The organism is Eisenbergiella tayi, assembly GCF_001881565.1.
GTDB classification, from domain to species: domain Bacteria; phylum Bacillota; class Clostridia; order Lachnospirales; family Lachnospiraceae; genus Eisenbergiella; species Eisenbergiella tayi.
Genome location: NZ_MPDJ01000006.1, coordinates 24,469 through 50,395, shown reverse-complemented (window position 1 = coordinate 50,395; position 25,927 = coordinate 24,469). Strand labels below are relative to the sequence as shown.

Sequence of the window (25,927 nt, the reverse complement as noted above, 5' to 3'; positions counted from 1 at the left end):
CCTTTTTCCTGTCTGCCTGTGTTATTCTCTCATGATAATCTCAGCGATTTCTTTCGCCTTTTTCCCATTAGCCGTTTCCTGATTCCCTGGATCATTCAGATAAACGGCAAAATATTTATTTTGCTCCCCATTCTGCACAAAACCCACAAACCACCCTTCTCCGTCAGGACCAGTTCCCGTCTTTCCATAAAGTATTGTTCTATTTTCCATGTCATTCTGCATGACACTACGCAATATCTGCGTTTCTTCTTCCGTATAGCTGCTGCCGCCTTCAAAAATTCGGGCAAGTACCTGCACCTGCTCCCAGGGGGAGATACGAAGGGAAGAATCCAGCCAGAAACCGTTCAGCTCAGGAAGCGGATTCACATCCCCGCCCTCCCATTCTGTTATATTACAATTGCCATACCGCAGTTCTTCCAGTTCCTTTTTCACCTCCGCTGAGCCCACCGCATCTATTACCTGACGGGAATACCAGATACAAGAGGTTTGAAAAGCTTCTCTGAGGGACAAATCCTTATTCCATGCAGAATTATAATATTGAGTGCCATTGTATTCCATTGCAGAAGTCTCATCCGCTATAACTCCGTTATGCAGCCCCATAAGTGCAGAAATAATCTTAAAAGTAGAATAAGGGGATGCCTGCTCCGTACACATCTCTTTATTATAGAAGTAACTGCTGTTATCCTCCGGTACATAAACGACTGCGCAGCCGTTTATCCCCTGAAAGGCCTGGCTGTAGTCCGCATCCACTTCTTTCTCTTCTGCTATGTCAATCGACACAGCTTCTGAAAGGCTTTCCTTCACCGACTCTTCTGTTATATCCGGCTTCTCCTCATTTTCCTGCTGCCCGGCACCTGTCTCTTCTCCGGTGCCTGCCCCTTCACCACTCAATGCCCCTGTCTCCTGAGCCAGTTCTGCTTTTCCCACACATCCGCTCATGCTGATTATGCATAAAAGAAACAGTAAACACCCTATAAAGCGTAATCCTGTATAACTGCCTGTTTTCACTTCCGATATCCTCTTATTTTTCCCAGTGCCGCCTTTCGTCTTTCCTTATGGACTGCCAAATATTGATGCGATTCCATAAATTCCCGAATCTCCTCTTCGCCCAGCCAGAAGAAAAAATCGTGTCCCCCACCTGAAGGCGAATTCTGTCCTTATCCCCGGCGGCCTTAATTGCCTTATCCGTAAGCCACAAAAGTTCCTCTCCATTTTACCCTCTGCCGCCCTTAAAGTCACTTGTTTTTTCCCTCCGGGAGAGTATAATTTTAACAGATATCACTTCCCGAAAGGAGTAATAAAATGGCAGTCTATTACAGCATCCGTCCACAGCTGGCGGAAATCCCCGCTCCCGAAAACGAAGACTCCCAATCCAGCCTTCCCCATATAATAATCATGACTCCCGAAGAAGCCGCCAACGGCACATTTCTGCAGACAAATATGTACGCAAAGCTGGAGCATTCTCAGGAGGTCCGTTTCTGTAAAGCGGAAGCTCATAAGGATTTTTTATACGGCACCTTTGTTATTCCTCCCAAAAGCAATAACAGGGAAAAAATTGCCTTCCGTTACCTTATCGCAAAGGACCGGATTGTCTTTATTGAAGACGGCGGTTTTGTAAAACACATGATAGATAAAATGCAGCAGGCCATCCTCCGGGAGAATCCGGGTATCGGCTTTTTCTTTTCCGATTTTCTCGATATGCTGATTTCGGAGGATCTGCTTTACCTGACCGAAATAGAAAACCAGATAGCTCATCTGGAGGACGAGGTACTTGCAGGCACTCTTGAGAATTTCAATCACAAAATCATGGCCTGCCGCAGAAAAATCCTCGTCTGTTCCCATTACTATCTGCAGCTTTCCGATATCAGCAATATTTTACAGCAAAATGATCATGGTTTTTTCACCCGGAATGAACTGGCTTCCTTCCGTCTTTTCAGCGAGCGGGTGGGACGGCTGCATGAGGAGGCCCTTATGCTCCGGGAATATTCCACGCAGCTCCGGGAGGTCTACCAGGCCCAGATTGACATCCGCCAGAATAAAATCATGAAAATCCTGACCGTGGTTACCACCATTTTTCTGCCTCTCACACTGATTGTGGGCTGGTACGGCATGAATTTCAAATATATGCCGGAGCTGAGCTGGAAATATGGCTATCTTGCGGTAATCCTGCTGAGCGCGGTCATCGTCTTTTTCTGTGTGCGGATATGCCGGAAAAAACATTTTCTATAACAGTTCCCCACCTTCCAGCGCATCTTCTTTCCAATCCAATAAAAAATCCCCATCCAATCACGGCTGCCCTCCTTAAACAGATGGTTCAGCAGTCCGATGATCGGATGAGGATCTTGTTACCGGTATTTTATGCCTTTACCGCTCCACTGTTCCGTTCAAACAGCTTCTTAATTCCCTGTACAGCCACAATCACTCCCAGAATCAGAAGTAAAACAGCAAATATAAGCTGGAGGGTATTGCCCAGGCTCAAACCGGTTGTAATAAATGCATTTCCCAGTTTAAAAATAGTCATTCCCAAAGCAGTAAAGGTAACAGCCATCATAAACACCATGGGAATCCACAGCATGGCGCCCTGCCTTTTGGTCCGTTTCAAAAAAACGGCGCAGGCGATCAGAGCCAGAACAGACAGCAGCTGGTTTGCGGAACCAAACAGCGGCCATATTTCCGCATATCCCACCTTTGCAAGCAGGTATGCCAGTATCAGCGTAATCGCAGTGGCAAAATACTTATTCGTCACTACCTTAAGGAAAGGGCTCATGTTTTCTTCATCCGTATCGTCATCCATGAAAAACTCCTGGAAGGAAAGACGGCCTACGCGGGCCACGGAATCCAGGGATGTCAATGCAAACGCGGAAACAGCCAAATTGATTAAAGTGAATACCAGGCTATAAGGAAGGCCTGCCGCTGTCAGGAAATTGGCAATCGCCCCTGCGAAAATCTGAGGCTGTGTGGTAAGCCCCTGAGCCGCCGCTTCCCCCTTGGCAAAGGAAGCCACTGCAATCAGGGCAATAATTGCCAGCATGCTTTCCATCAGCATGGCGCCGAAGGATACAGGGAGCATATTTTTCTCATTTTTAATCTGCTTGGAAGCGGTTCCCGAGGATACCAGGGAATGAAAACCGGATACCGCGCCGCAGGCAATGGTAACGAATAAAATAGGGAACAGATACTGCCCATCCACATGGAAACCGGAAAAAGCTTCCAGATTACATGCCGGGTTAGCTACAAAAATACCGACTACAGCCGCTGCGATCATAAATACAAGCAGATAGCTGTTCAGGTAATCGCGGGGCTGGAGCAGCGCCCATACGGGAACAACACATGCTACCATGATATAAAGGAAAATGATGATGTGCCATACTCCCCTGCTTAAAAAGATGGGGAATTTCAGCCCTACTGCCACAGCAACAACCAGCATGGCTACAGCGATAACTGTATTTAACCATTTAGGAAGCTTTCCATATTTTAAAAGCATGCCCAATGCCACCGCTTCTATAATAAAAAGCATGGAGGTCGTGGCTACAGCGCCGTTTGCAGTCACTTTTATAAACTCACCGGCTTCATTCGCCGTAAACCCGTTAAAGGTTCCGGCAACCACATCGGCAAAAGCAGCAACCACCAGAATACAGAACAGCCAGCAAAAAAGCAGAAACAGTTTCTTTCCCATCTTTCCAATATACTCTTCAATTATGTATCCGATGGTACGTCCTTTATTTTTAACAGAGGCATACATAGAGGCAAAATCCTGAACCGCCCCAAAAAAGACACCGCCTATTAAAATCCACAGCATAACAGGAAGCCATCCGAACAATGCTGCCTGTATAGGCCCGTTGATAGGCCCCGCACCGGCTATGGATGCAAATTGATGCCCGAATACCACGTTGGTATCCGCAGGGACATAATCCACACCGTCTTCCATTTCATAAGCCGGAGTCTTTGCATTGGGATCGATTCCCCATTTTTTCTCCAGATACCGCCCATACAAAAGATAGGCTCCTCCTAATACTACGATGGCAATAACCATCATGAGAATTCCACTCATTTTCTACCTCTCTTTCCGCTGCCGGCGGCAGCTCTCCTCATTGATAAGATGTACACAAACAATACAGCCTAAGGGAAACCACAAAAAAACCTCCACAGTCCCTGAGGACTGCAGAGGCGGAATTCATCCGTGGTACCACTCTGCTTGCCGCATAAAAATAACGGCCGCTCGTTTTCTGCTGTCTTTGGTTAACAGCATCTCCGTTAACGTAGAGAACCCGTCCCAACCTACTCGTAATGCTTTCAGCGGGATGCTCCAGGGTGATGTTACAATGGATACCATACCGCCTTTCACCAGCCGGCGGCTCTCTGTCATGATACTGCCCATGTAATTTATCCCATTCACTGCATTTTTTATGTTATTAATGTTTTACCACGTTACTGTAAAAAGGTCAAGCAAAAACTTTTTTTACGCACACTATCTCACTCTCACATGATGCTTCAGCATAAAGTTCTCATCGGAAGAGCAAAGGTACATGATACCCTCTATAAACCCAACGATGGCAGGAATATAGGTCCAGCAGAAGCAGATATACAGAATACCCATTCCCACCTTGCCCATATAGAATTTATGTATCCCGAATGTCCCTAAAAAGATGCCGAGAAGGCCTGCACAGAGCTTGCTCTTTACCGGCCAGGAAGGATCAATGGCGGGATTGTTATAATAACCGGGCATAGGCTGCTGATAGCCCTGGGGCTGCGGCGGAACCTGATAAACCTGAGGCTGCGGCTGTCCCTGATAGGGATTCGGCTGGGGACCTCCCTGGAAATTGCCGTATCCCGGTCCCTGCTGATAACCGTCTCCATAAGCCGGGCCTGACTGATAACCGCCCTGCTGCGCTCCGGCATCCGGCTGCACTGCCGACTGTTGAAAAGAAAGTCTTTCTCCGCAGTATTTACATTCTGTTGCACCAGCATCCACAGGCGCCCCGCACTGGGGACATCTTAATTCATTCATAATAAAACCCTCCGTTACTCATATTTTACTACGCTTTATCCTTTTTTCCCAATCCAATTACAGGGAATATTTACTGTATCTTCCTTCCGCACTCATAGCAGAATTTAGCGCCCGCCGGAAGCTTTGCCCCGCATTCGCATACTCTTTCCAGGAGGCTGAACCCGCATTCATCACAGAACTTGGCATCCCCGTCATTTTCTTTTCCGCAGCTGGGACAGCGTTTTTTCTCCACCTCCAGCTTTGCTCCGCAGGTATTGCAGAACTTGCTTCCCTGTACGGATTTTTCCCCGCATTTCGGGCAGATCACCATCTGTCCGGGATTTATCCGGGGAGCCATCCCCCCTGCCGCCTGAGCCACGTTCATCCCGACCCCTGCGCCGATTCCTCCTGCGGCAAAAGCGCCTGCCACTCCGTTATTGTTATTGGCAGCGCCCTCATAAACATCAAAGCTGCGCTTCGTCACATAACGGCCGTCCCCCATGATTTCAAAAGCGGCCTTATCTTCCAGGATTTTATTGATTTTTGCAAAATCATCATCGGGAAAGTTTATGGACTGTACAAAGAAATTTACCACGTTGAATCCGTATTTCTGGAATTCCCCGGAAATTTCCTCCCTGCATTTATCAGAGATATCATCTAGATGGGCCGAGATTTCCAAAGCGGAGATCTTCTCAGCCAGAATCATCTCAGAAATGATGGATTTCACTTTGGTGACCACCATTCCACGGTAAAACAGCTTGATTTTATCAAAGCTGACAATATCATTCTGATTCATGGAGCCGATCAGTTCACGGAAAAAGAGGCTGTAATCCATGAGCTTAAGACCCATCTGCCCAAAGGCCCGGATCCTCAGCTTCACAAAATATTTAGGATCGATCAGCTGGATCGGATCCGATGTCCCCCAGGGTATATCCAGCTTGGTCTTGGTATTGATGAAATAGACCTCCGCCGTAAAGGGAGTATTCCCTCCATAGGGAAGATTAAATATATGGAACAGGACAGGAAGATTATCCGTATCCAGAATATATGAGCCCGGATAAAATAAATCACAGACCTGGCCGCCTTTTACAAAAACAGCCACCTGCCCTTCATTAACAATCAGCCTGGTGCCAAAAACCAACGTGTCGGACGGAAACTTGTATACAAGCCAGTCTCTCGAACGCAGACCATCGAATTTTACGACATCAATAATCGCCATGTATGCTTACCTCCATATGTTGTGCCGCCTAACTGCTTCTTGCTTTATTTTAACATATATAGAGTAAAGAACAAGGCTTTTTTACCGATAATATACAGGCCGTACCATGCAGCAGATACACGACGCGGCCTGAACAGCTGCTCTGCCGTTACAAGGTTTCCAGCATCTGCGCCGCATTTTCCCCGGGCTTCACCTTGGTAAAGGCTTCTTTGATAATCCCCTCTTCATCAATGAGATAGGTGGATCGCACCACTCCCATTACCTTTTTTCCGTACATATTCTTTTCCTGCCAGACATCATACTTCTGTATAACCTCCAGCTCCGGATCCGAAAGAAGGGTAAAAGGAAGACCATATTTATCCGCAAATTTCTTATGGGATGCCACGCTGTCCTTGCTTACGCCCAGCACAACAGCACCCTTTTCCCTTATCTGCGGGTACATATCTCCAAAAGAACAGGCCTGTGTGGTGCATCCGGGCGTGTTATCCTTCGGGTAAAAATAGAGAATCACCTTTTTTCCCAGAAAATCCTTCAGGGAGACTTCCTCTCCGTCCTGATTCTTCAAAGTAAATTCCGGCGCTTTTATTCCTGTTTCAAGCATAACTGCTACCTCCTGTAAATCATCCATTTCTTTCCCTTACCATAACATACCTCTTTATCCCTGTGCAACATGCATTTACAGACGCTTCACCGCATCCATTGCCAGCACGGAGCGTTCACATTCCTCTGCATTCAGCGTGATCTGCCAGCATAACGGGCTTCCCTTCATATGCTCCGCCGCATAGTTCAGTCCCGATAGGACTCCGATTTCTTCTTCAGGCCCTCCAGCCGGTTCAGCGCTTCATACAGGGTATCGTCCCTCTTGGCAAAATGGAGCCGTATCAAATGATGCACCTCTTCCCGGAAAAAGCTGGAGCCAGGCACCGCGCCCACACCCACTTTTTCCGCCATCCATTCACAAAACCTCACATCATCCCTCACACCGAATTCCGAGACGTCCACCAGCACATAATAGGCGCCCTGAGGCTCTGTAAAGGTAAGCCCCAGGTCTTTCAGCCCGCCGATAAACAAATCCTTCATGTGGGTATAATGCCTGCGAAGCTCATAATAATACTCATCCGGAAAAGCAAGCCCCACAACGGCCGCTTCCATCAGCGGTGCTGCCGCTCCCACCGTAAGAAAATCATGTACCTTTTTGATCCGTCCGGCAATGTGGGGCGCCGCGATCACATAGCCCAGACGCCAACCTGTAATAGAATACGTTTTGGAAAGGGAACTGCAAATGATTGTCCTTTCGCTCATTCCCGGAAGCGAGGAGAGATAGGTATGCTTACAGGGTTCATATACAATATGCTCATAAACCTCATCCGTAATGACATAGACGTCATATTTCACCGCCAGATCCGCGATAATCCGAAGCTCTCCATAGGAAAATACCTTTCCGCAGGGATTGGAAGGATTACACAATATCAGCGCCTTCGCCCCCTGCCGGAAGGCCTGTTCCAGTTCTCCCACATGGAAAGAAAAGGAAGGAGGCTTCAGCGCTACATATATCGGTTCCGCGCCCGCCAATATCGTATCCGCCCCATAATTCTCATAGAACGGGGAAAAAATAATTACCTTATCCCCCGGATTCGTCACCGCCAGCATAGCCGCCATCATGGCCTCCGTACTGCCGCAGGTTACGACAATCTCCTCCTCCGGATCCACTCTTACCCCGGAAAAATGCTCCTGCTTTGCCGCCAGGGCCTCCCTGAAATTCTGTGCGCCCCAGGTCAATGCATACTGATGCGGGCCTTCCTTCGCCGTCTGTGCCAGTCTGTCCGTAACAGCCTCCGGCGGATCGAAATCCGGGAAACCCTGGGACAGATTAACCGCCCCGTACCGGTTGGATATTCTCGTCATCCTGCGGATCACCGAATCCGTAAATCCGGCTGTCCTGCTGCTCAGTTCTTTCATCGTCACTCCTGTCCGTGTGCACCGGCACACCTGTAATCTTTTATACGGGAAAGCCCTTTATTTCCGGTCCTCTTCCCCTGAACTTCTATTCCCAGGCCGGAAGGTAAGAACCTTTAAAGGCTTCCTTATACACCTCTTTTACCGCTTCCGTCTGATATGCTTCCACAATCCGCTTATACACCTCATTATCCGCTTCTCCCTTACCTGCCGCAATCAGATTCACATAATTTTTTCCTTCATATATATCAACACTGTCCTGAAAAATGGAATCCTTCCCGGGATTCAGCCCGTTATCCAGGGCATAGTTACAGTTTACCACAGCTATCGCCACATCGGGAAGAAGCGCACATACATTAGCGGCATCTACCTCCACCAGCTCCAGCTGCAGAGGATTATCCACAATATCCGCAGCCTCCGGGCTGTCCCCCGCCTTCTTATCCAGAGCTATCAGGCCTGCTGCCTCCAGTACCTTCAGGGCTCTTCCTTCATTGGAGGCATCTCCGGGAACAGCAACCTTACTGCCCCTTTGCACCTGGCTCACATCGGTAAGATTCCGGGAATAAATATTCATAGCCGAAATAAAGGTATCCCCGATTGCCTCGATTTCATAACCATAGCTTTCTATTTCCTTATTCAGATAAGCATAATGCTGAAATGCATTTAAGTCAATTTCGCCTCCTGCAAGAGCCGCGTTTGGCGTGGAATAATCCGTAAATGTAACCAGTTCAAGGTTTATCCCCTCCTTGGCAAGCTCTTCCTTTACCGGATCCCACATTTCCTGGGCTTCCCCCACCACTCCGATTGTAACAGTACTGCCGCCCTCCTCCGCTGACACCTGTTTTCCACAGGCCGATATGCCTGACGCCAGTAATATCCACAAAAAAACCAATGCTGTCTTTTTCATAATTTCTCCTCCTGTCTGCGGCCGGGCCGCAGATTCCTATGCAGAAGCCGCTCCATCATTCCGGGCCTTCCGTGTTTTCTCATACCATGTCACTGCCAGTTCAAAGTTTTCCCTCATAATCCTGCAGGATTCCCCGAATTTTTCCTTCTCTTCCTCCGTCAGCTTCAGTTCCACTACTTCCTTCACACCTTTTCTTCCCAGAACAGCAGGAACCGAAGCATAGACACCGTGCTGCCCGTATTCCCCGCTTAACAGGGTTGATACGGGAAGAATGGTACCCTTATCCTCCCAGACTGCCCTCACCACCTCTGCCAGCGCGGCTCCGATGCCAAATTCCGTACTTCCTTTTCCCTCAAGTATGGTCCAGCCGCCTCCGCGGACTTCTCCGGCCAGTGACTCCCAGTCGATACGGCCATATTTTCCCTTGTTTTCCTCTCTGAGCTCCGAAAGAGCCCTTCCCTGTATGGAAACCGTTGACCAGGCCGCGATCTGGCTTTCCCCATGCTCTCCCAACGCATAGCCTTCCGCATCCTCTATGGAAACTCCCACCGCCTCTGCCGTCACCCTGCGGAGTCTGGCGGAATCCAGGGTGGTTCCGGTAGATATTATTTTACCGGCAGGCCAGGAAAGCAGGTACTGCAGATAATGGGCGATCACATCGGCAGGATTGGAAATGCTCACCAGTATTCCATGAAAACCGGACTGCCGGATTTCTTCTGCAACATCCCTGATAATCGCCGCCGTAGCCGCGAGCGTATCCATTCTCGTCTCTCCCTTTGCCTTATCCGGATTGGTTCCCACCGCAATTACCATCACATCCCCGTCCCCTGCATCCGTGTAATCTCCCGCTTTTATTTTTACCGGATAAGGCAGATAAGCCGCCGCATCCCCGATATCCAGCGCCTGTGCCGCTGCTTTTTCCCTGTCGATATCAATCAAGACTATTTTTCCGGCCAGCCCCTGGGAGGCGAGGGCATAAGCCGCGTGGGAGCCCACATGACCCGCTCCTATAATGATTACTTTTCCTGCTTGTTTCATCGTTTCTTCCTCCTGTCTTAAAATCAATGTGTATGCTTCTTCGCCGTCATATTCCCTGCCAGCTGTATCAGGCTCACCAGACTGGCCAGTACCAGGATGGATGCCAGCGTCACATCTGTTTGGTTTCTCTGATAGCCGAAACGTATGGCAAAATCCCCCAGGCCTCCTGCTCCCACCGCCCCTGCCATGGCCGTCAGGCCGATAAGGCTGATTGCGGTAATCGTGACCGCACGGACAATTCCCGGAATGCATTCCTTCAGATATACCCGGAAAATGATCTCCACGGGACTGCTCCCCATGGACAGGGCCGCTTCCACAAGCCCCGGATCCATTTCTGCCAGGGCCGATTCTATCTGCCTTGCAAAAAAAGGAATCGTGCCGCATACCAGCGGTACAATGGCTCCCTCCACCCCGATGGCCGTCCCTGAAATCAGTCTCGTCAGCGGAATCAGTGCGGCCAGAAGGATAATAAATGGGATGGATCGGAAAAAGTTAATGATTTTATCCAGCACCTGATAAAGAGCCTTTGCCTGGAGAATACCTCCCTCCTTCGTTACCGTAAGCACCACACCGAGAAACAGCCCTCCCACAAAGGCTATCGCCCCCGCCCGGCCTGTCATGCGCAGGGTATCCAGAATACTTCCATAAAAATCCGGCAGCTTTGCCATCACATTCCCAAAATATGTATTAAGAAACTCTTGCATCCGCCAATACCTCCACTCCTACTTTTTTCTCCCGCAGGAAATCCACTGCACGCCTGATATTTTCTCCGCTTCCGCTTACAATGGCAACCAGCCCGCCTATGGGATTCTCACCAATCAGTTCTATATTTCCGAATATAATATTTACATTCAGGGAAAAATCCCTGGATATTTGTGACACCAGCGCTTCCGATGTATTTTTATGCAGATAGTGCAGACGCAGGATACATTCCCCTTTATTCAAACGGATAATTTCCGCTTTTTCTTCCAGGTAAGTATAGATTCTGGAAAGATTGGAAGCGTTGTTTACAAAATCCCCGGTGATTTTCTCATGAGGGTTGGAAAAGATATCAAAAACCTCTCCCTCCTCTACGACGCTGCCGCCTTCCATGACCGCCACCCTGCCGCAGATCTCCTTCACTACCTGCATTTCATGAGTGATAACCACAATGGTGACCCCCAGCTTACGGTTAACCTCCTGAAGCAGCCGCAGGATTGCCGTGGTGGTCTTGGGATCCAGCGCGCTGGTGGCTTCGTCGCAAAGCAGGATATCCGGCTCGTTTGCAAGCGCCCTGGCGATGGCTGCTCTCTGCTTCTGCCCTCCGGAAAGCTGTGAGGGATAGGCTGAGGCCTTATCCTCCAGGCCCACCAGGTTCAAAAGCTCTTCCACCCTCTTCTTTATCTCCTGTCTGGTCAATCCCTGGTGTTTCAGCGGATATGCCACATTTTCATATACATTACGGGATGCGAATAAATGGAACTGCTGGAATATCATCCCGATCTTTCTGCGCTGTTTCCTCAGTGATTTCCCTTTAAGGATGGTGATTTCCGTATCCCCGATCCATATCCGTCCCTGATCAGGTCGTTCCAGCAGGTTAATGCACCTGACCAGCGTGGATTTTCCGGCCCCTGAATATCCGATTATGCCGAAGATTTCTCCTTTTTTTATATGCAGGCTTACCTCCTTAACGGCCTCTACCTGCTTTCCGTTTCCGCGGAAGGTTTTGCTGACATTCTCAAAGCGAATCATGTATGGCTCCTTTCTGACTGACAATCAAATGTACAAAAAAACAGCGGCTGCACTTTTTATCTGCGCATCCGCTGTCCCTGTTTTATCCGTTCACATAAGGGAAAACTCAGCCTCCATACCTGCGTACGGCCGTTTTCATGCGCACTTTATTAAGCATGCCTTCCATCCTGCACATGCCCATACATCCCATATTCACCATATTCATAACAAAACTATCTGCTCGCATAATCTGTTCCCTTATCCTTTCTTCATTCTTCCTGTATCAATAAGGCAGCATAGACCGGTTGCTCTACGTTCAATTTTTCTCGTGCCGGCCTTATGCTGTTATTATAACAGCCCATACAAATAAGTGTTAATATGGAAAACCAATATTCCGTTATAGGCTAAACCTATAGCAGTCTATCCTTATAAGCCAGCAGTTCTTCAATATATACCCTGCCGATGCGGCTGATTCCGGCTCCTTTTCTGCGGATATAGCCAATCCTCATTTTCTCGCTTTCCGCAAGGGGCACCGCTTTGTAATCGGCTCCGTTCAGTTCCTCACAGATAATGCCGGAGCAAAGGGTATAGGCATTCAGCCCGACCATCAGGTTCAGGAGAGTAGCCCTGTCATCGGCCTTTATTATTTTCTTGTATTCATATGTGCTCTTCATTTCTTCTGCCAGATAAAAGGAATTGTTTTTTCCCTGATCAAACGCAAGACAGGGATACTCCTCCAGCTGATCCATGGAAATAACAGGTTCTCCTGAGAGAGGATGGCCGCTCCATAAATAAACATACGTATCACATTGGAATAGTTCCGTAAATTCCAGACTGTTTTCCCGCAGCAGCTTACTCATCACCTGTTCATTAAAATCATTCAGATACAGAATTCCTATTTCACTGCGGAAATTTCTAACATTCTCAATCACCTCATGGGTTTTGGTTTCATGGATGGCGAATTCGTATTGATCCATTCCCACTTTTTTCACCATCTCCACAAAGGCCTTTACAGCAAATGTATAATGCTGCATGGAAACACTGAATTTTTTCTTGGATTCCTTATCCAGATATTTATCGGTGAGCAGACGGTACTGCTCCGCCACCTGTCTTGCGTAACCCAGGAATTCTTCCCCTTCCGGCGTGATCACAATTCCTCTGTTGGAGCGCAGGAAAATATCCAGCCCGATTTCCTCCTCCAGCTCCTTTATGGTTCCCGACAGGCTGGGCTGGGAAATGAACAGACGTTTAGCCGCCTCATTCATGGAACCACAGTCCGCTGTCATTATCACATATCTTAATTGTTGAAGTGTCATGTCTTTTTCCTCCGCCGGTGCTCTGTCCGTCTTGTTTTTTCATATTTTTGCCGGGTATCTTTTCTTGAGGAATAAAATCCGCGCTTATTCAAACCAGTCATTGATAAGGGGAATTATATTTATAACCGGTTCTTCATAAGGATGGATTTCCCTGATGACCTTTTGAGCTTCTGAAACAAGTCCGACCGGGCAGCGTACCTCCAGCTTTACTTCTTCCCCTGTACAAACACTGCCCTTTTCACCCTGAAACGGATTGCTGTCCTCCAGCGGTCTCCAACAGCCTTTTGTTTCCTGCCAGGAGATCACATGATCATAGCTGCCGATTTTGCAGGCTCCCAATGCTGTAAGGGAATCCCGCAATGCAACAATATATTCTGCCGGTGTATAAATTTCCAGTTTTACCTGTGTGATGTTGCTTAAATCCATATCTATTATCAACCTTTCATTGCTTTCGCTAGTATTTCTTCTTTCCAAAGCACCTTCTGCAGCTCCAGCGTCCATTTCTTCGCAGCCCGGTTCGGATGCGGCATACTGATCACAAGAGTTGATTTCCCCTCGCACACTTTATCAGTCCGGAAATACCATAAATCCGGCTCCCGTTCCCGATCTTTACGTTTTCGTGGATCGTACCATGCACGATCTTCTTCCAAAATATGATCATGCAGGAAATCTGAAACCATTCCCCAGCCTCCTGTCAGGATGATATCCGGCTGATACAGCCTTACCTGCCGTCGTAATAAATCAACATCTTCCAAAGCTATTTTCTTCACTTCACGGTTATTTGCCCTGGCACCTCCAGCATATTTTTTCAGGTTTATGGCAGCAATCTCTTTTATGGAATTATCAAGTAATTCCCGGTCAACCCGTTCCAGATAAATCCCGTCCAAAATCATTCTTGTCCATCGGGCTACATTGTTCCAGGTACGATAATAGGTATCACTGCCCCCATTCCGAAGGAATTCAGCAAGGCTGCCTTCCAGCGCATCTGTTTCTTTCAAAATTACAAGTATGTGCTTTCCTTCAGGCAATTGTGACCATTTTTCATAGCTGACGATGCCATCCTGATTAAAATATGGATATTCTATATGACATTCCTTCCATCGCTTTTCCCATTCACTCATCAGAAGCTGTTCTTCATCAAAAATATCGGAAACTCCATTTATCAAATCCAAAAATTATCACACCTCATCCCGCAAAAATCATCATAATAAACTTTCTTTTATTATACTGTTCTGCGATACATAATACCATCAGAATAACTTCAAAAAAACCCACAAACCTGAAGTTTGTGGGTTTCCATTGCATATATGCAAATGATTATCTCTTGGAGAACTGAGGAGCACGACGCGCTGCCTTGAGACCGTATTGAAATTCTTTGATTGCCGTTTTTCCTTGATATTCTAGGCTTTTTTGCCCTTTCGGTTCTCGGTTGTCCTATTCCTTAACCACAAAAATAGGTGTTTTTTCAATCAGAAGCCCCTCTGATGTAGCGCATCATTTACCACCTCAAATAACTCCTCAGGCTTATTGTACTTTACCTTTGCATAGATGTCCATAGTTGTTTTGCTGTTTTCATGCCCTGCAAGGTACTGAACCGTCTTAGGATTCACTCCCGCATAGAGAAGATTGGTAATGTAAGTGTGCCGCAGCTGATGTGGTGTCACATCAAAATCTATCGTGTATTTGATTTTGGGTTGGTTCTTCTGTGTCATGCCCAGCGTTGGAGTAACCGTATATTTGATACTCTCCCCATTTACATACTTATAGTAGTTCCGGGGCTTAGTGGAACGGACAACTACATACTGCCATACCCTCTGAAACTGTGAATATGCAAGCGGCTCTCCTTTGCTGTCAGCGATCACATAATCTGATATAGAATTTTCTTTCGCTTCTCGCAGACAATCTACCAAGCACTTCGGTATCGGAATATCCCTTTTTGCTGCCGGGGTCTTTAGCACCGTAGAAACCACGGGTCTGTTATGCTCTGACCGCCATGCTCTCCGCACGGATATATACGGAGTAGGTGCATCCAGAAACACACAATCCCAGTGCAATCCAAGTGCCTCCTCCCGGCGAAGCCCAGAATACAAGCAAATCATAATGAACAAATAGGGTGGCAGCCCCTTGACTGTATCCAATAACACCTCAACCTGCTGGTCGGTTAATGCGTCTTTCTTCTTCGTTGGCTTTCCGCCCTTTGCAGATATTCCTACACAGGGATTATAAGTGATCAGCTCACTACGCTCTGCCGAGTAAAAAATACATTTAATGAGCATATTTACCGTATTGTATAACCCCTCCGATTTGTTGGTCAGCGGCACAAGCGCCAGACGAATATCATCTGCGGTTACTTCCTCCATATACATATCCCCCAAAGGCTTAATGATATAATTCCTCATGTCAGAGGTATATGCTTTCATCGTAGCTGAAGATACCTTTGCTGATTGCATCAGCAGCCATTTCTCACAATATTCAGCAACCGTCGGATGCTTTCGGCGAAAAACAATCTCCTCGACCTGCTTTTTTGCTGCCTGCTGTTTTTCATATAGTTCTTCACAAGTGGTCGCATACAAGCTGACCTGCTTGCCATCCGCATCCTGAATCCGTGTTCTGTAATATAGGATTCCTTTTCTCATAACAGTTCCGTACTGCGGAACACTTCTATTTTTCTTTGCCATATAGTTTTTCCTTTCTTGATAATGAGCGTTTACAACTTACACTCTCGTTTTATCAGAAAGCATGAATTTAATCAAAGATACGGATTGAGGAAAATGAAGAGCGAGACATCCTTGCCTCGCTCTTAACTAATTATGATGTTTCATTGCTTCTGCACTTTAGGCTCAAACACCATCCCACTGAGCAAATGCACCGCCCATGCTTTTAACCAGCTCATCCGGTCGATTGTATTTGACTTTTGCATAGATGTCCATTGTAATCTTGCTGCTCTCATGGCCTGCCAAGTATTGTACTGTTTTGGGGTCTACCGATGAATGAATCAGGTTCGTGATATATGTATGCCGGAGCTGATGGGGTGTTACCTCAAAGTCCAAGCTGTAAACCACTTTTCCGTTATGAGCAGCCTTTTCTCCCAAGACGGGTGTGACAGTATGCTTTACTCTTTTCCCATCTTCGTATCGGTAATAAACCCTCTCCTTTGTTGTTCTGGTAACTATATACTGCCAGAGCCGCTTGAACTGCGTGTAGGACAGCGGATCGCCATCACGATTTGGAACAACATACTCCGAAGCGGAGTTTGCTTTTGCTTCTCTCAGGCAGTCAGCCAAGCAGATAGGGAGAGGAATATTTCTCTCCGCTGCTTTTGTTTTCAATTCATCAAGAATGACCGGTCGGTTGCTTTCTGTGTGCCATGCCCTTCGTACTGTCAGGTATGGGGTATCCGTATCCAGATATACAGAATCCCATTGCAGGGCGAGGATTTCTTCTCTCCGTAAGCCCGCGTACAGACCAAGCATCACAAATACATACGGCGGAAGCCCTTGAATGGCATCCAATAAGCGGGCTGCCTGCTCATCTGTCAGAGCTTCTTTTTCTTTCTGCGGAACCCCTCCGCCTTTTGAGGTCAGATAGACCGTGGGATTCTTATCAATGATCCGGCTTTCCTTTGCTGCCCGGAAAATAGATTTGTAAAGAACAACCACAGACTTATAAACCGAAGCCGATTTTTTTGAAACAGGAACGAGGGCAAGCTGGATGTCATCCAAAGTCACATCCGCCATCCCCATATCACCCAACTCTTTGATAATGTGCCTTCTAACTTTAGATGTATAGTCAGTCATTGTGGTAGCCCGCACATGAACCGACTGCATCAGCAGCCATTTCTCACAGTATTCTGCTACGGTAGGAGACTTCCGACAAAATGTATCATTGTCGATCTGCTCCAACGCATTCAGTTCCTTATCATATAATTCTTCAGGTGTCCTTGCATAAAGAGCCCTCAATTTTCCATCTGCATCCTGAACTCTTGTCCTGTAATAGTCAAGACCGTTCAGCGTAACTGTACCGTATTGTGGAATCGCTCGTTTTCTATTTGCCAATTCCTCCACCTCCTAAGAATAATCTCCAGCGCTGTACCTTTGTTTTATCAGACCTCTCTGATTCCATCAAGGATACGGATCGGCTCACGATCTTCCGCTTCGAGGCTTACGGTAAGTTGTGCTTCTCTCAACTGGCTTTGCTCTATGCGTACATTTGGCGATATACTCCTGGAGACCTGCCGCAGTAAAATATACACAGCCATTCTGAACATATTGCACATAAGAGATCAAGCCGTTGTTACGGGCGGCATCCAGCGTTGCTATGCTGATTCCTAAGATTTCAGCAGCTTCTTTTCGTGTAATGAGTTTTTCCATAGACCATATTCCCTCCAATCTGTCAAGGTTATCATCTTGCTTTCAAAACCACATGAATACGCTGGCAACCGAAACTGCCAGCGCATGGTATCTGATTTTGAATAGAAAACGGCCACCTAAGAAAGTAATCGCTTCCTATTTTTAATGCAACTCAATTCTCGCCACATTTGCCACGCACCCCTGACGATGGGGACATTCCGGTCTCCGCTGGCGCGGCTGTCATAACTCCGCAGCGTCGTTTTACTCGTGCGCCGCAGGGTTCCCCCCAAGTCTTTAGGAGGCCGTGAGGAAGTATCTTTAAGCCCCCATGCAGTCATCGCGCCCCGAAATGCCGCTTTCGGGTTTCAGGCTTGCGTAGATTGCTCAGAACAGTCTTGTTCATCACCTCCTGGACTGTCATCTTCGCGGCGCGCCTGATTCGCTCGTACATGGGTTATGTACCGGAAATGCCGTCTATTCAGTTGTCAAGCTGCATGAGGGAGATAGACCCTCTCACTTACTTCCCCGTTGGGAGAGCAGTTTAGCAACCGATTTTAGAAAAATTCTTCAAAAATTTTTCTCAGCTTCAACAGTAGAACCCGTTTTCTCTTATTGACCGCCTGATGCGAAATGTGCAATATATTCCCGACTTCCTGTTCTGTCTTTTCTTGATAGAAAAGCAGGAAAATCAGTTCTTGTTCGTCTTCGTTTAATTGAGCCAAACAAAAGCGTATCTGTTCCGCTTCCAGATGTTCCAATGCAAGCTGTTCTACGTTTTTTCCGGGCGCAGCAAACTGCCTGTCCTTTTCCAACAGACGCTCATAGGAATCCTCTCTGCTGGGCAGGAAAGATGCAGTGTCTTTCTGGAACTTTTCCGTTTTCAGATCGTAGGAAAAGTATTCTTCTTTTCGCTCGTAGTGCTGATACACGCGGTAAATCTGTTCGCTTACCGGTACAGCCTGTCCATCTATATAAAGATAATAATTCGCTCTTTCTTCACGATTTTTGCTCACAGCCGTTACCTCCAAGAGTTTGAAAAGTGGATCGTTTTCGAACTCTCGGAAGGCGGCGAACGGCAGCGTGGGAATAAGGGAAAAATAATACGGACACAGGCACAGGAATATCCCATGTCGGTGTCCGTTCTGTTTTGTCGCTTTCTAATTGCTACTAATAGTTCCCATAAAGGCCATAAAAGACTGGCAGGGAAGAAGCGGGAATTTTGGGGTTCTGGCGTAGTTTTACAACCAGGTTTTCTTCGTTAAGAGGACCTGCCAGAAGCGGACAGGTCATTATTTTCCCACATAATCATCTCCTCCTAAGCAAAAAAACAACGCATAGTAGCTATAAAAAAGCCACTCTTCAATCATTTCGCATAATACTTTTACCCCGTAAAATATAATTATGTGAGGTGACGGAGAGTGAACAAAAAAATGCGACATATAGATTTTTCGTTTGGGGCATCCTTACGGAATGCCAGGGAAAAGCGAAACTACAGGAGAGAACAGATTGCGGAACGTGCAGAAATCAGTCCTCGTTTTTTGGCGGCCATAGAAAGCGGCCGGCGAAAGCCTAGCTTGGATGTCCTGATTCGTCTTGTCAATGCCATCGGCGCTTCGTTTGACGAAATCCTTGCGCCGCAGATGATCACAGACAGCGAAATCGTTGATCGGATTAGGCGCTTGGTCCCACAATGCAGTCAGCGAGATCAGGAGCTGTTGCTCGCCCTGATTGATAAAATGCTGGATACAAAAGAGAAGAAAGATAACAAATAATGCGGTCGGGTGTATTGCCCAGCCGCATTATCTGTCCGTTGCTATACGGGCAAACTGTTTTTCCTTTTGAGAGGAATAGTAATCCCTGAGTTTCTCAAAGGCTTCTATACTGATAGTATGTTCCATATGGCAAGCATCGGCCTCCGCTGTCTTAGGATTAACGCCTGCGGTTATTAACTGCTCCATGAAGAATTAATGGCACTCATAGATTTTTTCGGGCACCCCGCAGCCAATATCTGCTAGATGTAGGTATGCTCCTTTGCATACTGATACAAAACTACTTTAAAGAAAAACAATATTGACAGCATTCTTCCATAAACTCCGGATCATGTGTGATAACAATCACGGTTTTTCCGCGGCTGGCAGCGGCTTTCAATGCATCGGATATTCTCCTCATGTTTGCGCCATCCAATCCACTTGTAGGTTCATCCAACAAGAGTATCTCACGCTCCGAAAATATAGCGCAGGCAACGGCAAGTCTCTGTTTCTGTCCCCCTGACAGGGCTGCCGGATGTACATCCCGATACTCGTACAGATTCATGTTCTTTAACAACTGCCTTGCCCTTTCCATTCGCTCCTCTGACAACGGTTGATTCAAGAGCAGCTCTTCTGAAACACTTGCGGTAAAGAACTGTGTTGTCGTGTCATTGCCGCAGTAGTATACTTTTTTTCGCCTTCTAGACAGATGATTTTTACTCCCACAAACGATGATGTCACCGCCGCTCTTCTTAGAGAGACCTGCAAGCACTAAAGCCAGAGTGCTTTTTCCGGCGCCATTTCGCCCGGTGACAGCAGTGATAGAACCTTGGGGGAAAGCTCCTGAAAGATTTGTAAACACCTCTATTTCTCCGCATTTTTTACACAGGTCGTGCATAATCAGCGACCCACGCTCGAAAAGTTTCGGAAGTGGTAGCGGTTCGCGTGTTTGTACACGGTGCATCGTCCGAAGCCCCTTGTTGCGCCGTTCCATTTCCGGCATAGCTGTGAACTCCTTGGGAGTGTATTCGCGTACAATCCTCCCTTTTTCCATATATATAATCCGATCAGCAAGCTCAGAAAGCCATGAGAGACGGTGCTCTGCGATCACTAACGTGTAGCCCTGGGCTTTCAACTTAAAAAGCGTTCCCAATAGTTGCTCGATCCCCCCTAAATCCAAATTCGCAGTTGGTTCATCACAAACGAATACTTTGGGGCGCATGGCATAGACGGAAGCGATTGCCACGCGCTGCTTTTCTCCGCTGGAAAGCACATCCAGAGGTCTTTTTCTTATTAAGGAAAGAGAAAAGGTTTCAATGGATTTATCCGTCCTCTCTTGAATTGCCTCCCGGGAGAAGCCGTGGTTTTCGCATCCAAAGGCCACCTCACCCACAAGTTCTGATGAAAAAAACTGGCTTTTAGGATTCTGGAATACACTTCCGACGATTGTTCCGATTTCCCAGGCTGTCATCCCTGTAATGTCTCTATCATCTATACAAATACTTCCGGAAATGGAGCCTTTGAAATAGGATGGAGCCAGACCGTTCATCAATCTGGTCAGAGTCGTTTTCCCGCAGCCGGACACTCCTGTGAGTACCACACATTCTCCCTGTGCTATGGATAGATTTACGTTCCAAATTTGCTGTTCGCTCCCCTCATATTGAAAGGATACGTTCTTAAATTCGATCAAATTTTCACACCTCCAACGCAAAGAACTGCTGCTGTAACGATTCCCCAAAGCGCAAGGAAACACCAGTCGCGCATATGCATCGTTGTTTCGTAGTAACTCTTTCGCACGCCAGGGCACTCAGCGCCTCTTGCCACAGCGGAAACGGCCAGTTGGTCGGCAATCTGCAAAATACGTAGCAGAAGTGGGACAAGGACATATTCAACACTTGCAAGTGGATGTACTGCAAATTGTCTTACAGATGTAAGGCCCCGGTTTTTCATCGAAAGGCCCACTGCTTTAAGCTCAGCCTTCATGGTGGGGAAAAATCGAAATATGACCATCAGTCCCAATATGACGCCAGTGGGCATGTGGATACTTGACAAGAACGACGACAGTTCTCCAGGAGGCGTCATAAACAAATCCCAAAACAGCATGAGCATTACCATACTGCTCCAGAAAAACAACACAAGGAATTCGGAAATAATGACCGTATGATATCCCCAGAACCGAATCGCGTACAAAAGCAATGACAACAGCAGATAAAAGGCTCCACAGGATGTCATTAATCGGTAGTTTCTCTGGAATCCAACATACACGAAGCAGAATATCACCAAAACGGTGGTAAACAGAATGTTTTTCACCAGAAAAATACCTAGCATGGCGCAGAGCAATGCAAAAAACTTGGTCGGGACAGCAAAGGAGTGCTCACCTCTCATAGAACACCCGCTTTCTTGAAGTGTTTCCCAATCAGCCGACTCCCAAGTATACTGCCTAAAAAGCCACAGATAACAGAGAAAGATACAATAAAGATCAGCCAGCCGGGGGAGGTGTAATATTGTATGTAACTGTCAATATAGCTTTGATCCATGCCGCTTGCGACGGCAAACGCGTAAAAAGTGTCCCAGAAAAACAAAAGCGGAAGAAGATTGCCTCCATTATAAAACAGGCTCACCATCGCCCATGCGAAGGTTAATCTCTTTGCGTTGCGACAGGATCCCCGCTTCCATAGTACCACCTCGCATAGTAGGCCTACCAAAACGAAATAAGTTGCCTGTCAGCAAAAAAAACACGCCCAGAATCGTCAGATACGTCAAAGAAACGAATCTTTTATTTACCCTGCTGACCATCAGCATGTACACCGGGGCAGAGAAAAACATTGATACCCCAGGAGATAAAACGCAGTTGAAAAATTGATTTACCATAGAGACAGTAATAACTACAAAATGAATGCCGATGAGAAGCACCGTCAATAATACTGTTGTAATCACATCCTTGACTGTCCATTTGTTGTTTGTTTTCATATGATTTTCCTTTCTTCATTATGAATGAGAGGACAAGGCGCGCCAGGAATGACGGTCACCCCGTTCCCTTTACGTTAATACTGGAATTCTTCCGTCAGTTTTGCTTTCTCCACCAAATTGTTATAGGTTGGAGAAGCTTTAAGCAGTTCAAGATGAGTACCGGACGCCTCCACTCTCCCGCAGTCAATCACCACGATTCTATCTGCATTTTCAACGGATTTGAGACGGTGGGAAATAATGATAACGGTCTTATCCAGAATGAGGCGGTTCAAACTGTCCTGGATCTTTTTTTCGTTTTCCACATCCAAAGAGGCTGCAATCTCATCCAGAATGATAATAGGTGAATCTTTCAAAAAGGCTCTGGCGATGGATAACCGTTGACGTTCTCCTCCAGAGAGTGTTGCTCCATTTTCTCCAATCATCGTTTTATACCCATCCGGAAGCCTCCGGATAAATTCTTCGCAGTTGGCCAATCGTGCTGCCTGAACGACTTCCTCATCTGTGGCCGTCTTTTTCCCAATACGGATATTTTCCAGAACAGATGCATTAAACAGCGTTACATCCTGGAACACGATGGCTATCTTTTCAAACAAGGATTTTGTAGAGATTTCTTTGATATCCAGCCCGCCGATTCGAATGCTTCCGCCGTCATAATCATAAAGTCTTGACATCAGACGCAAGATACTGGTTTTTCCACAACCGGATACCCCTACTAAGGCAGTCACCTCGTTTTGCTTCGCGGTGAAACTGATGTTCTTGAGCACTTCCGTATCCTTATCGTAAGAAAAAGACACCTGATCAAATTCAATATCATAACTTGAGATTGTCTGATCCTTGCCCTGCTGTATCTTTGTCTCCCGCACCTCCCGGATACGTTTGACCATGGAATCCAGATAATACAGCTCTGCCACATTCATGCTGACCGCTTCTACGCTTTCCCGCACCTTAATGGAGGCCAGTACATATCCTAAAAAGTACAGGATATTGATCTCTCCTGTATGCAGCATTTGGACGCCTATCAGGATCACAAGCACAAAGGCAAATTGCAGAATGACATTCGAGCACAACATAGGAATACCCGCTGAAATCTCTGCACGAAGATGGATTTTCTCACTTTCTTCCATCTTTTGATAAAGAGTCTGCCGGATCTTCTGAGTCAAGCCAAAGCTCTTGATTTCCTGCTGATTTTCAATGGCCTCCTGAAAGCTCTCAGAGTTGTCCCGGAGCTTTTGATAATGTTTGAATGACTCCCGAATCTGAAGGTTTTTCGACAATAAAAGAAGCCCGAATCCAAGCAGAATTGGCAGAATGATAGCAAGCCCCAATTTAACATTGCCAAGGAGCAGCAGAACCGAAAGCAACGGAAAAAAGAACAGGAATCCCACTGCCTTTGCCATAGCGTGGCTCATAGCATGCTCAATAGCTGCCACATCCGCCATGATGGTTTGCGCCAGATCCGAAAGGTCATGCCTGGAAAAGTAGGATAAGGGCAACTTGGTCAGAATATCTGCAATCTCCGTGCGAAGATTCGCGCTCTCCTGATAAGTGGTGTTATACAGCGCATCATATTCAATTCGGAGCAGAATCCACATCACAGCCAGAACCAGGATAGATCCCCACAAATACAGCCCTGTTTCCTTGACATTGTTCAACAGCAACTCATCCACCAAGAGAAGCAGCAGCATTGCAGGGAAAAAGTTGATCACATAGACGAAGAAGGAGGCCGCGCTGGCCTTTTGCAAATCTTTGGCCCCCTTGTCGGTCAGGGCAAAATGCGTTTTAAACAGTTCTCTCATCTTACAACCCTCCATTCATTTGCCTGTTCATAGAGCGTTTGATATTCTCTGTACTTGGTATCGGTCGCCATCAACGCTGCGTCCGTTCCTCGCTCTGCTATTTTCCCGTCCTCCAAAACCAGAATTTCATCCACATTTCGAATGCTGGACAGCCGGTGTGCAATCATAATGACAGTCTTTCCCTTCATTAAGTGAGCAAACGCCTTTTGCAGCTCATGCTCATTCTCCGGATCGATTGCCGCGCTGGCCTCGTCAAGGATCACGATTTTCGCATTCTTTAGCATTGCCCGTGCGATTGCAATCCGCTGCTTCTCACCGCCCGACAGGTATACGCCTTTGGAGCCAATCACCGTATTTTCCCGATCCTTAAACTTATCCAGAATGCTGTCGCAACCTGCCTGATGCAGCGCTTCCATGACCTCCGCTCTTTGAGCGTCTGGGTTCGCCAGACGGACATTCTCGTAAATACTGATGTGAAACAAACGGACATTCTGGAACACAAAGGCGATATTGCGGATTAAGGCGTCCTCTGTATAGGCTTCAATGGGCTCTCCCCCAATCTTGACCGCTCCTCCATCCACTTTGTAAAAACCAGAAATCAATTTGGCAATCGTGGACTTTCCTCCTCCAGAAGATCCCACCAGAGCATAGCTCCTGCCTTCTTTCAGAGTGAAGCTAACATCCTCCAGCACCATCTGGTCTGTATACCCAAAGCATACCCGTTCAAATTCAATGTCATAGTTTTTGAATGTGCTCTTGTTCCCAAATGTAAGCCGATCCTTTTGCATATCTGAAAACACCTGCTCCAGTTTTTCAACCGCCGAAGTTCCCATGAATGCATACATACCTACATACATCACTTTCATAAAGGCGGTAAACATTACTCCACCAAGGAATAACGTCATAATGAGTTCCACCGCCAACACGGCAGGGTCTTGCATCCGATTCAGCGTTAAGGCTGCCACTGAAACGAGTACGGCAATAAAGCCGAATAGAATCAGCTGGAATAACACATATGGTCTGCGGCAGCTCATGGAATAGTTCAAGGCATGCCGTGCATAATCCGCGATTGCCCGATGCAGCGTCTTGAAAGATGTAGCGTCTATGCCAAAAATCTTGAGCACCTGTATCCCGCGTATGTACTCCACGGTCTCGCTGCTCATTGTCTCCAGCGCCTTTTGGTAGACTTCCATAAACTTCTTTTCCCCGGTCATCAGGACAAGGAGCACGCCACTCAGTAGGAACAGAACCAATAGAACAATGCCTACCCGCAGACTGATCAAAAACCCCACCACAAGCGCCAAAAACGGTGTCAGAATTGCTCCAGCATTGTCAGGAATCAGATGGGCTACAATAGAATGCGTTTGGGCCGCGTTGTCATCAATGAGTTTACGTGTCTTTCCCGATGAGTTCAGATCAAAGTAGCGGAAGCTGGCATTGGTCAGGCCGTCAATCCCACGCTTGCGCAAGTTGGTCTCCAGCCGGAAGCCCAACATATGCGTCAAAAGCACGGCTGCAAAATACAAGAGCGAACCGCCAATCAACAGCCCCGCAACCAGAAACGCATTATATTGAGCATGCCCCATATCTCCGTCTACCACCAATCGTTTCAAAAACTCATAGAGGTAGTAATAAGCGCCTACATTGAGCAATGTGGACACCACCGTCAGGCCGATTGCAATATAGGCCAAAGGTCGCTGCTTGGGCACATAATAGAGCAGTTTTTTGTATACTGCAAACATAGACAAAACTCCTTTCATACCGTGTGATCAGATTTGATTAAAAGCAAGTTAGCACGAGCTAACCCTTGCGCGTTATTATATTTCTTCGCAACGTCCAAAGAGGAACTTATGTTTTTAAAATTATTTCTTGCACTTCAGGATAAATTCTTAATTCTCTTTCGCAACAGGTTTTCCCTCATCTTATTCCCA

Annotated in this window: 24 protein-coding genes, 1 pseudogene and 1 other annotated feature; of the genes and pseudogenes, 2 read left to right on the top strand and 23 right to left on the bottom strand. The window is 47.0% G+C overall.

What is annotated here, in order from left to right:
• Positions 1 to 21 precede the first annotated feature (21 nt).
• Positions 22 to 927, bottom strand: a complete 906-nt coding sequence (locus tag BLA28_RS22225) for a penicillin-binding transpeptidase domain-containing protein (protein ID WP_242880594.1) — start codon at positions 925 to 927, stop codon at positions 22 to 24.
• Positions 928 to 1,302: 375 nt separating this feature from the next.
• Between BLA28_RS22225 and BLA28_RS22220 the strand changes: the two genes are divergently transcribed.
• Complete coding sequence (locus BLA28_RS22220) at positions 1,303 to 2,229, top strand: magnesium transporter CorA family protein (protein ID WP_081330013.1); 927 nt, start codon at positions 1,303 to 1,305, stop codon at positions 2,227 to 2,229.
• A gap of 127 nt (positions 2,230 to 2,356) precedes the next feature.
• Here the strand turns inward: BLA28_RS22220 and BLA28_RS22215 are convergent, their stop codons facing one another.
• The 16 genes from BLA28_RS22215 to BLA28_RS22135 all read right to left on the bottom strand — a co-directional run bounded on the left by BLA28_RS22215 (position 2,357) and on the right by BLA28_RS22135 (position 18,495).
• Positions 2,357 to 4,051 carry a carbon starvation CstA family protein gene (locus tag BLA28_RS22215; protein WP_069157525.1) on the bottom strand — a complete coding sequence of 565 codons (1,695 nt, stop codon included), beginning with the start codon at positions 4,049 to 4,051 and terminating at the stop codon, positions 2,357 to 2,359.
• A gap of 109 nt (positions 4,052 to 4,160) precedes the next feature.
• Positions 4,161 to 4,405: a binding site (T-box leader), on the bottom strand.
• A gap of 63 nt (positions 4,406 to 4,468) precedes the next feature.
• On the bottom strand, positions 4,469 to 5,008 hold the full coding sequence (locus BLA28_RS22210; protein WP_044971322.1) for a TM2 domain-containing protein: 540 nt from the start codon (positions 5,006 to 5,008) through the stop codon (positions 4,469 to 4,471).
• Positions 5,009 to 5,078: 70 nt separating this feature from the next.
• Positions 5,079 to 6,206, bottom strand: a complete 1,128-nt coding sequence (locus BLA28_RS22205) for an SPFH domain-containing protein (protein WP_009255309.1) — start codon at positions 6,204 to 6,206, stop codon at positions 5,079 to 5,081.
• A gap of 148 nt (positions 6,207 to 6,354) precedes the next feature.
• Positions 6,355 to 6,807, bottom strand: a complete 453-nt coding sequence (bcp, locus tag BLA28_RS22200; RefSeq protein WP_069151148.1) for a thioredoxin-dependent thiol peroxidase — start codon at positions 6,805 to 6,807, stop codon at positions 6,355 to 6,357.
• Positions 6,808 to 6,992: 185 nt separating this feature from the next.
• Positions 6,993 to 8,165 carry a pyridoxal phosphate-dependent aminotransferase gene (locus BLA28_RS22195; protein WP_069157526.1) on the bottom strand — a complete coding sequence of 391 codons (1,173 nt, stop codon included), beginning with the start codon at positions 8,163 to 8,165 and terminating at the stop codon, positions 6,993 to 6,995.
• An 85-nt stretch (positions 8,166 to 8,250) separates the two neighbouring features.
• Positions 8,251 to 9,069 (bottom strand): MetQ/NlpA family ABC transporter substrate-binding protein, encoded by an 819-nt coding sequence (locus BLA28_RS22190; protein WP_069157527.1) that lies wholly within the window; start codon positions 9,067 to 9,069, stop codon positions 8,251 to 8,253.
• A 36-nt stretch (positions 9,070 to 9,105) separates the two neighbouring features.
• On the bottom strand, positions 9,106 to 10,107 hold the full coding sequence (locus BLA28_RS22185; RefSeq protein WP_069157528.1) for an L-lactate dehydrogenase: 1,002 nt from the start codon (positions 10,105 to 10,107) through the stop codon (positions 9,106 to 9,108).
• Between the two features lie 23 nt (positions 10,108 to 10,130).
• Positions 10,131 to 10,811 carry a methionine ABC transporter permease gene (locus BLA28_RS22180; protein WP_069157529.1) on the bottom strand — a complete coding sequence of 227 codons (681 nt, stop codon included), beginning with the start codon at positions 10,809 to 10,811 and terminating at the stop codon, positions 10,131 to 10,133.
• Positions 10,795 to 11,838, bottom strand: coding sequence for a methionine ABC transporter ATP-binding protein (locus BLA28_RS22175; RefSeq protein ID WP_069157530.1), 1,044 nt, complete (start codon positions 11,836 to 11,838; stop codon positions 10,795 to 10,797). The genes BLA28_RS22180 and BLA28_RS22175 overlap by 17 nt, the downstream gene beginning before the upstream one ends.
• Positions 11,839 to 12,227: 389 nt before the next feature.
• A complete protein-coding gene (locus BLA28_RS22170) occupies positions 12,228 to 13,133 on the bottom strand; it encodes a LysR family transcriptional regulator (protein ID WP_069157531.1) in 906 nt (301 codons plus the stop codon).
• A gap of 84 nt (positions 13,134 to 13,217) precedes the next feature.
• Complete coding sequence (locus BLA28_RS22165; RefSeq protein ID WP_069157532.1) at positions 13,218 to 13,559, bottom strand: cytochrome C biogenesis protein; 342 nt, start codon at positions 13,557 to 13,559, stop codon at positions 13,218 to 13,220.
• Between the two features lie 8 nt (positions 13,560 to 13,567).
• The gene (locus BLA28_RS22160; RefSeq protein WP_069157533.1) at positions 13,568 to 14,305 is read right to left on the bottom strand and encodes a hypothetical protein; all 738 of its coding nucleotides are present in this window, start codon (positions 14,303 to 14,305) and stop codon (positions 13,568 to 13,570) included.
• Positions 14,306 to 14,602: 297 nt separating this feature from the next.
• Positions 14,603 to 15,811 (bottom strand): tyrosine-type recombinase/integrase, encoded by a 1,209-nt coding sequence (locus tag BLA28_RS22155; protein ID WP_002571065.1) that lies wholly within the window; start codon positions 15,809 to 15,811, stop codon positions 14,603 to 14,605.
• Positions 15,812 to 15,973: 162 nt separating this feature from the next.
• Positions 15,974 to 17,188, bottom strand: a complete 1,215-nt coding sequence (locus tag BLA28_RS22150; RefSeq protein ID WP_002571064.1) for a tyrosine-type recombinase/integrase — start codon at positions 17,186 to 17,188, stop codon at positions 15,974 to 15,976.
• An 84-nt stretch (positions 17,189 to 17,272) separates the two neighbouring features.
• Entirely contained in the window at positions 17,273 to 17,503 is a 231-nt protein-coding gene (locus BLA28_RS22145; RefSeq protein ID WP_002571063.1) for a helix-turn-helix domain-containing protein, read from the bottom strand.
• 533 nt (positions 17,504 to 18,036) lie between these two features.
• Entirely contained in the window at positions 18,037 to 18,495 is a 459-nt protein-coding gene (locus BLA28_RS22135; RefSeq protein WP_002571062.1) for a sigma factor-like helix-turn-helix DNA-binding protein, read from the bottom strand.
• Between the two features lie 405 nt (positions 18,496 to 18,900).
• Here BLA28_RS22135 and BLA28_RS22130 point away from each other — a divergent pair, with 405 nt between their 5' ends.
• Entirely contained in the window at positions 18,901 to 19,254 is a 354-nt protein-coding gene (locus BLA28_RS22130) for a helix-turn-helix domain-containing protein (RefSeq protein ID WP_002571061.1), read from the top strand.
• 27 nt (positions 19,255 to 19,281) lie between these two features.
• On the opposite strand, the gene BLA28_RS34825 is transcribed toward BLA28_RS22130, so the two are convergent.
• The 6 genes and pseudogenes from BLA28_RS34825 to BLA28_RS22100 all read right to left on the bottom strand — a co-directional run bounded on the left by BLA28_RS34825 (position 19,282) and on the right by BLA28_RS22100 (position 25,738).
• Positions 19,282 to 19,440: an iron dependent repressor, metal binding and dimerization domain protein gene (locus tag BLA28_RS34825; RefSeq protein WP_006770731.1), complete on the bottom strand. Its 159-nt coding sequence runs from the start codon at positions 19,438 to 19,440 to the stop codon at positions 19,282 to 19,284.
• Positions 19,441 to 19,531: 91 nt separating this feature from the next.
• Complete coding sequence (locus BLA28_RS22120; protein WP_002571060.1) at positions 19,532 to 20,920, bottom strand: ABC transporter ATP-binding protein; 1,389 nt, start codon at positions 20,918 to 20,920, stop codon at positions 19,532 to 19,534.
• Positions 20,917 to 21,615: an energy-coupling factor transporter transmembrane component T family protein gene (locus BLA28_RS22115; RefSeq protein ID WP_002571059.1), complete on the bottom strand. Its 699-nt coding sequence runs from the start codon at positions 21,613 to 21,615 to the stop codon at positions 20,917 to 20,919. The genes BLA28_RS22120 and BLA28_RS22115 overlap by 4 nt, the downstream gene beginning before the upstream one ends.
• Positions 21,612 to 22,200 (bottom strand): annotated as a pseudogene (locus BLA28_RS22110) (MptD family putative ECF transporter S component). Before BLA28_RS22110 ends, BLA28_RS22115 begins: the two are co-directional and overlap by 4 nt.
• Before the next feature lie 74 nt (positions 22,201 to 22,274).
• Entirely contained in the window at positions 22,275 to 23,996 is a 1,722-nt protein-coding gene (locus BLA28_RS22105; protein ID WP_009255325.1) for an ABC transporter ATP-binding protein, read from the bottom strand.
• Complete coding sequence (locus BLA28_RS22100; protein ID WP_002571056.1) at positions 23,993 to 25,738, bottom strand: ABC transporter ATP-binding protein; 1,746 nt, start codon at positions 25,736 to 25,738, stop codon at positions 23,993 to 23,995. The genes BLA28_RS22105 and BLA28_RS22100 overlap by 4 nt, the downstream gene beginning before the upstream one ends.
• Positions 25,739 to 25,927: the final 189 nt, after the last annotated feature.

What these genes read in the sequence shown, in the direction of transcription:
- BLA28_RS22220 (WP_081330013.1), top strand. Translation starts at nt 1,303, where the DNA reads ATGGCAGTCTATTACAGCATCCGTCCACAGCTGGCGGAAATCCCCGCT.
- BLA28_RS22215 (WP_069157525.1), bottom strand. Translation starts at nt 4,051, where the DNA reads ATGAGTGGAATTCTCATGATGGTTATTGCCATCGTAGTATTAGGAGGA.
- BLA28_RS22210 (WP_044971322.1), bottom strand. Translation starts at nt 5,008, where the DNA reads ATGAATGAATTAAGATGTCCCCAGTGCGGGGCGCCTGTGGATGCTGGT.
- BLA28_RS22205 (WP_009255309.1), bottom strand. Translation starts at nt 6,206, where the DNA reads ATGGCGATTATTGATGTCGTAAAATTCGATGGTCTGCGTTCGAGAGAC.
- bcp (WP_069151148.1), bottom strand. Translation starts at nt 6,807, where the DNA reads ATGCTTGAAACAGGAATAAAAGCGCCGGAATTTACTTTGAAGAATCAG.
- BLA28_RS22195 (WP_069157526.1), bottom strand. Translation starts at nt 8,165, where the DNA reads ATGAAAGAACTGAGCAGCAGGACAGCCGGATTTACGGATTCGGTGATC.
- BLA28_RS22190 (WP_069157527.1), bottom strand. Translation starts at nt 9,069, where the DNA reads ATGAAAAAGACAGCATTGGTTTTTTTGTGGATATTACTGGCGTCAGGC.
- BLA28_RS22185 (WP_069157528.1), bottom strand. Translation starts at nt 10,107, where the DNA reads ATGAAACAAGCAGGAAAAGTAATCATTATAGGAGCGGGTCATGTGGGC.
- BLA28_RS22180 (WP_069157529.1), bottom strand. Translation starts at nt 10,811, where the DNA reads ATGCAAGAGTTTCTTAATACATATTTTGGGAATGTGATGGCAAAGCTG.
- BLA28_RS22175 (WP_069157530.1), bottom strand. Translation starts at nt 11,838, where the DNA reads ATGATTCGCTTTGAGAATGTCAGCAAAACCTTCCGCGGAAACGGAAAG.
- BLA28_RS22170 (WP_069157531.1), bottom strand. Translation starts at nt 13,133, where the DNA reads ATGACACTTCAACAATTAAGATATGTGATAATGACAGCGGACTGTGGT.
- BLA28_RS22165 (WP_069157532.1), bottom strand. Translation starts at nt 13,559, where the DNA reads ATGGATTTAAGCAACATCACACAGGTAAAACTGGAAATTTATACACCG.
- BLA28_RS22155 (WP_002571065.1), bottom strand. Translation starts at nt 15,811, where the DNA reads ATGGCAAAGAAAAATAGAAGTGTTCCGCAGTACGGAACTGTTATGAGA.
- BLA28_RS22145 (WP_002571063.1), bottom strand. Translation starts at nt 17,503, where the DNA reads ATGGAAAAACTCATTACACGAAAAGAAGCTGCTGAAATCTTAGGAATC.
- BLA28_RS34825 (WP_006770731.1), bottom strand. Translation starts at nt 19,440, where the DNA reads ATGGAGCAGTTAATAACCGCAGGCGTTAATCCTAAGACAGCGGAGGCC.
- BLA28_RS22115 (WP_002571059.1), bottom strand. Translation starts at nt 21,615, where the DNA reads ATGAGAGGTGAGCACTCCTTTGCTGTCCCGACCAAGTTTTTTGCATTG.
- BLA28_RS22105 (WP_009255325.1), bottom strand. Translation starts at nt 23,996, where the DNA reads ATGAGAGAACTGTTTAAAACGCATTTTGCCCTGACCGACAAGGGGGCC.
- BLA28_RS22100 (WP_002571056.1), bottom strand. Translation starts at nt 25,738, where the DNA reads ATGTTTGCAGTATACAAAAAACTGCTCTATTATGTGCCCAAGCAGCGA.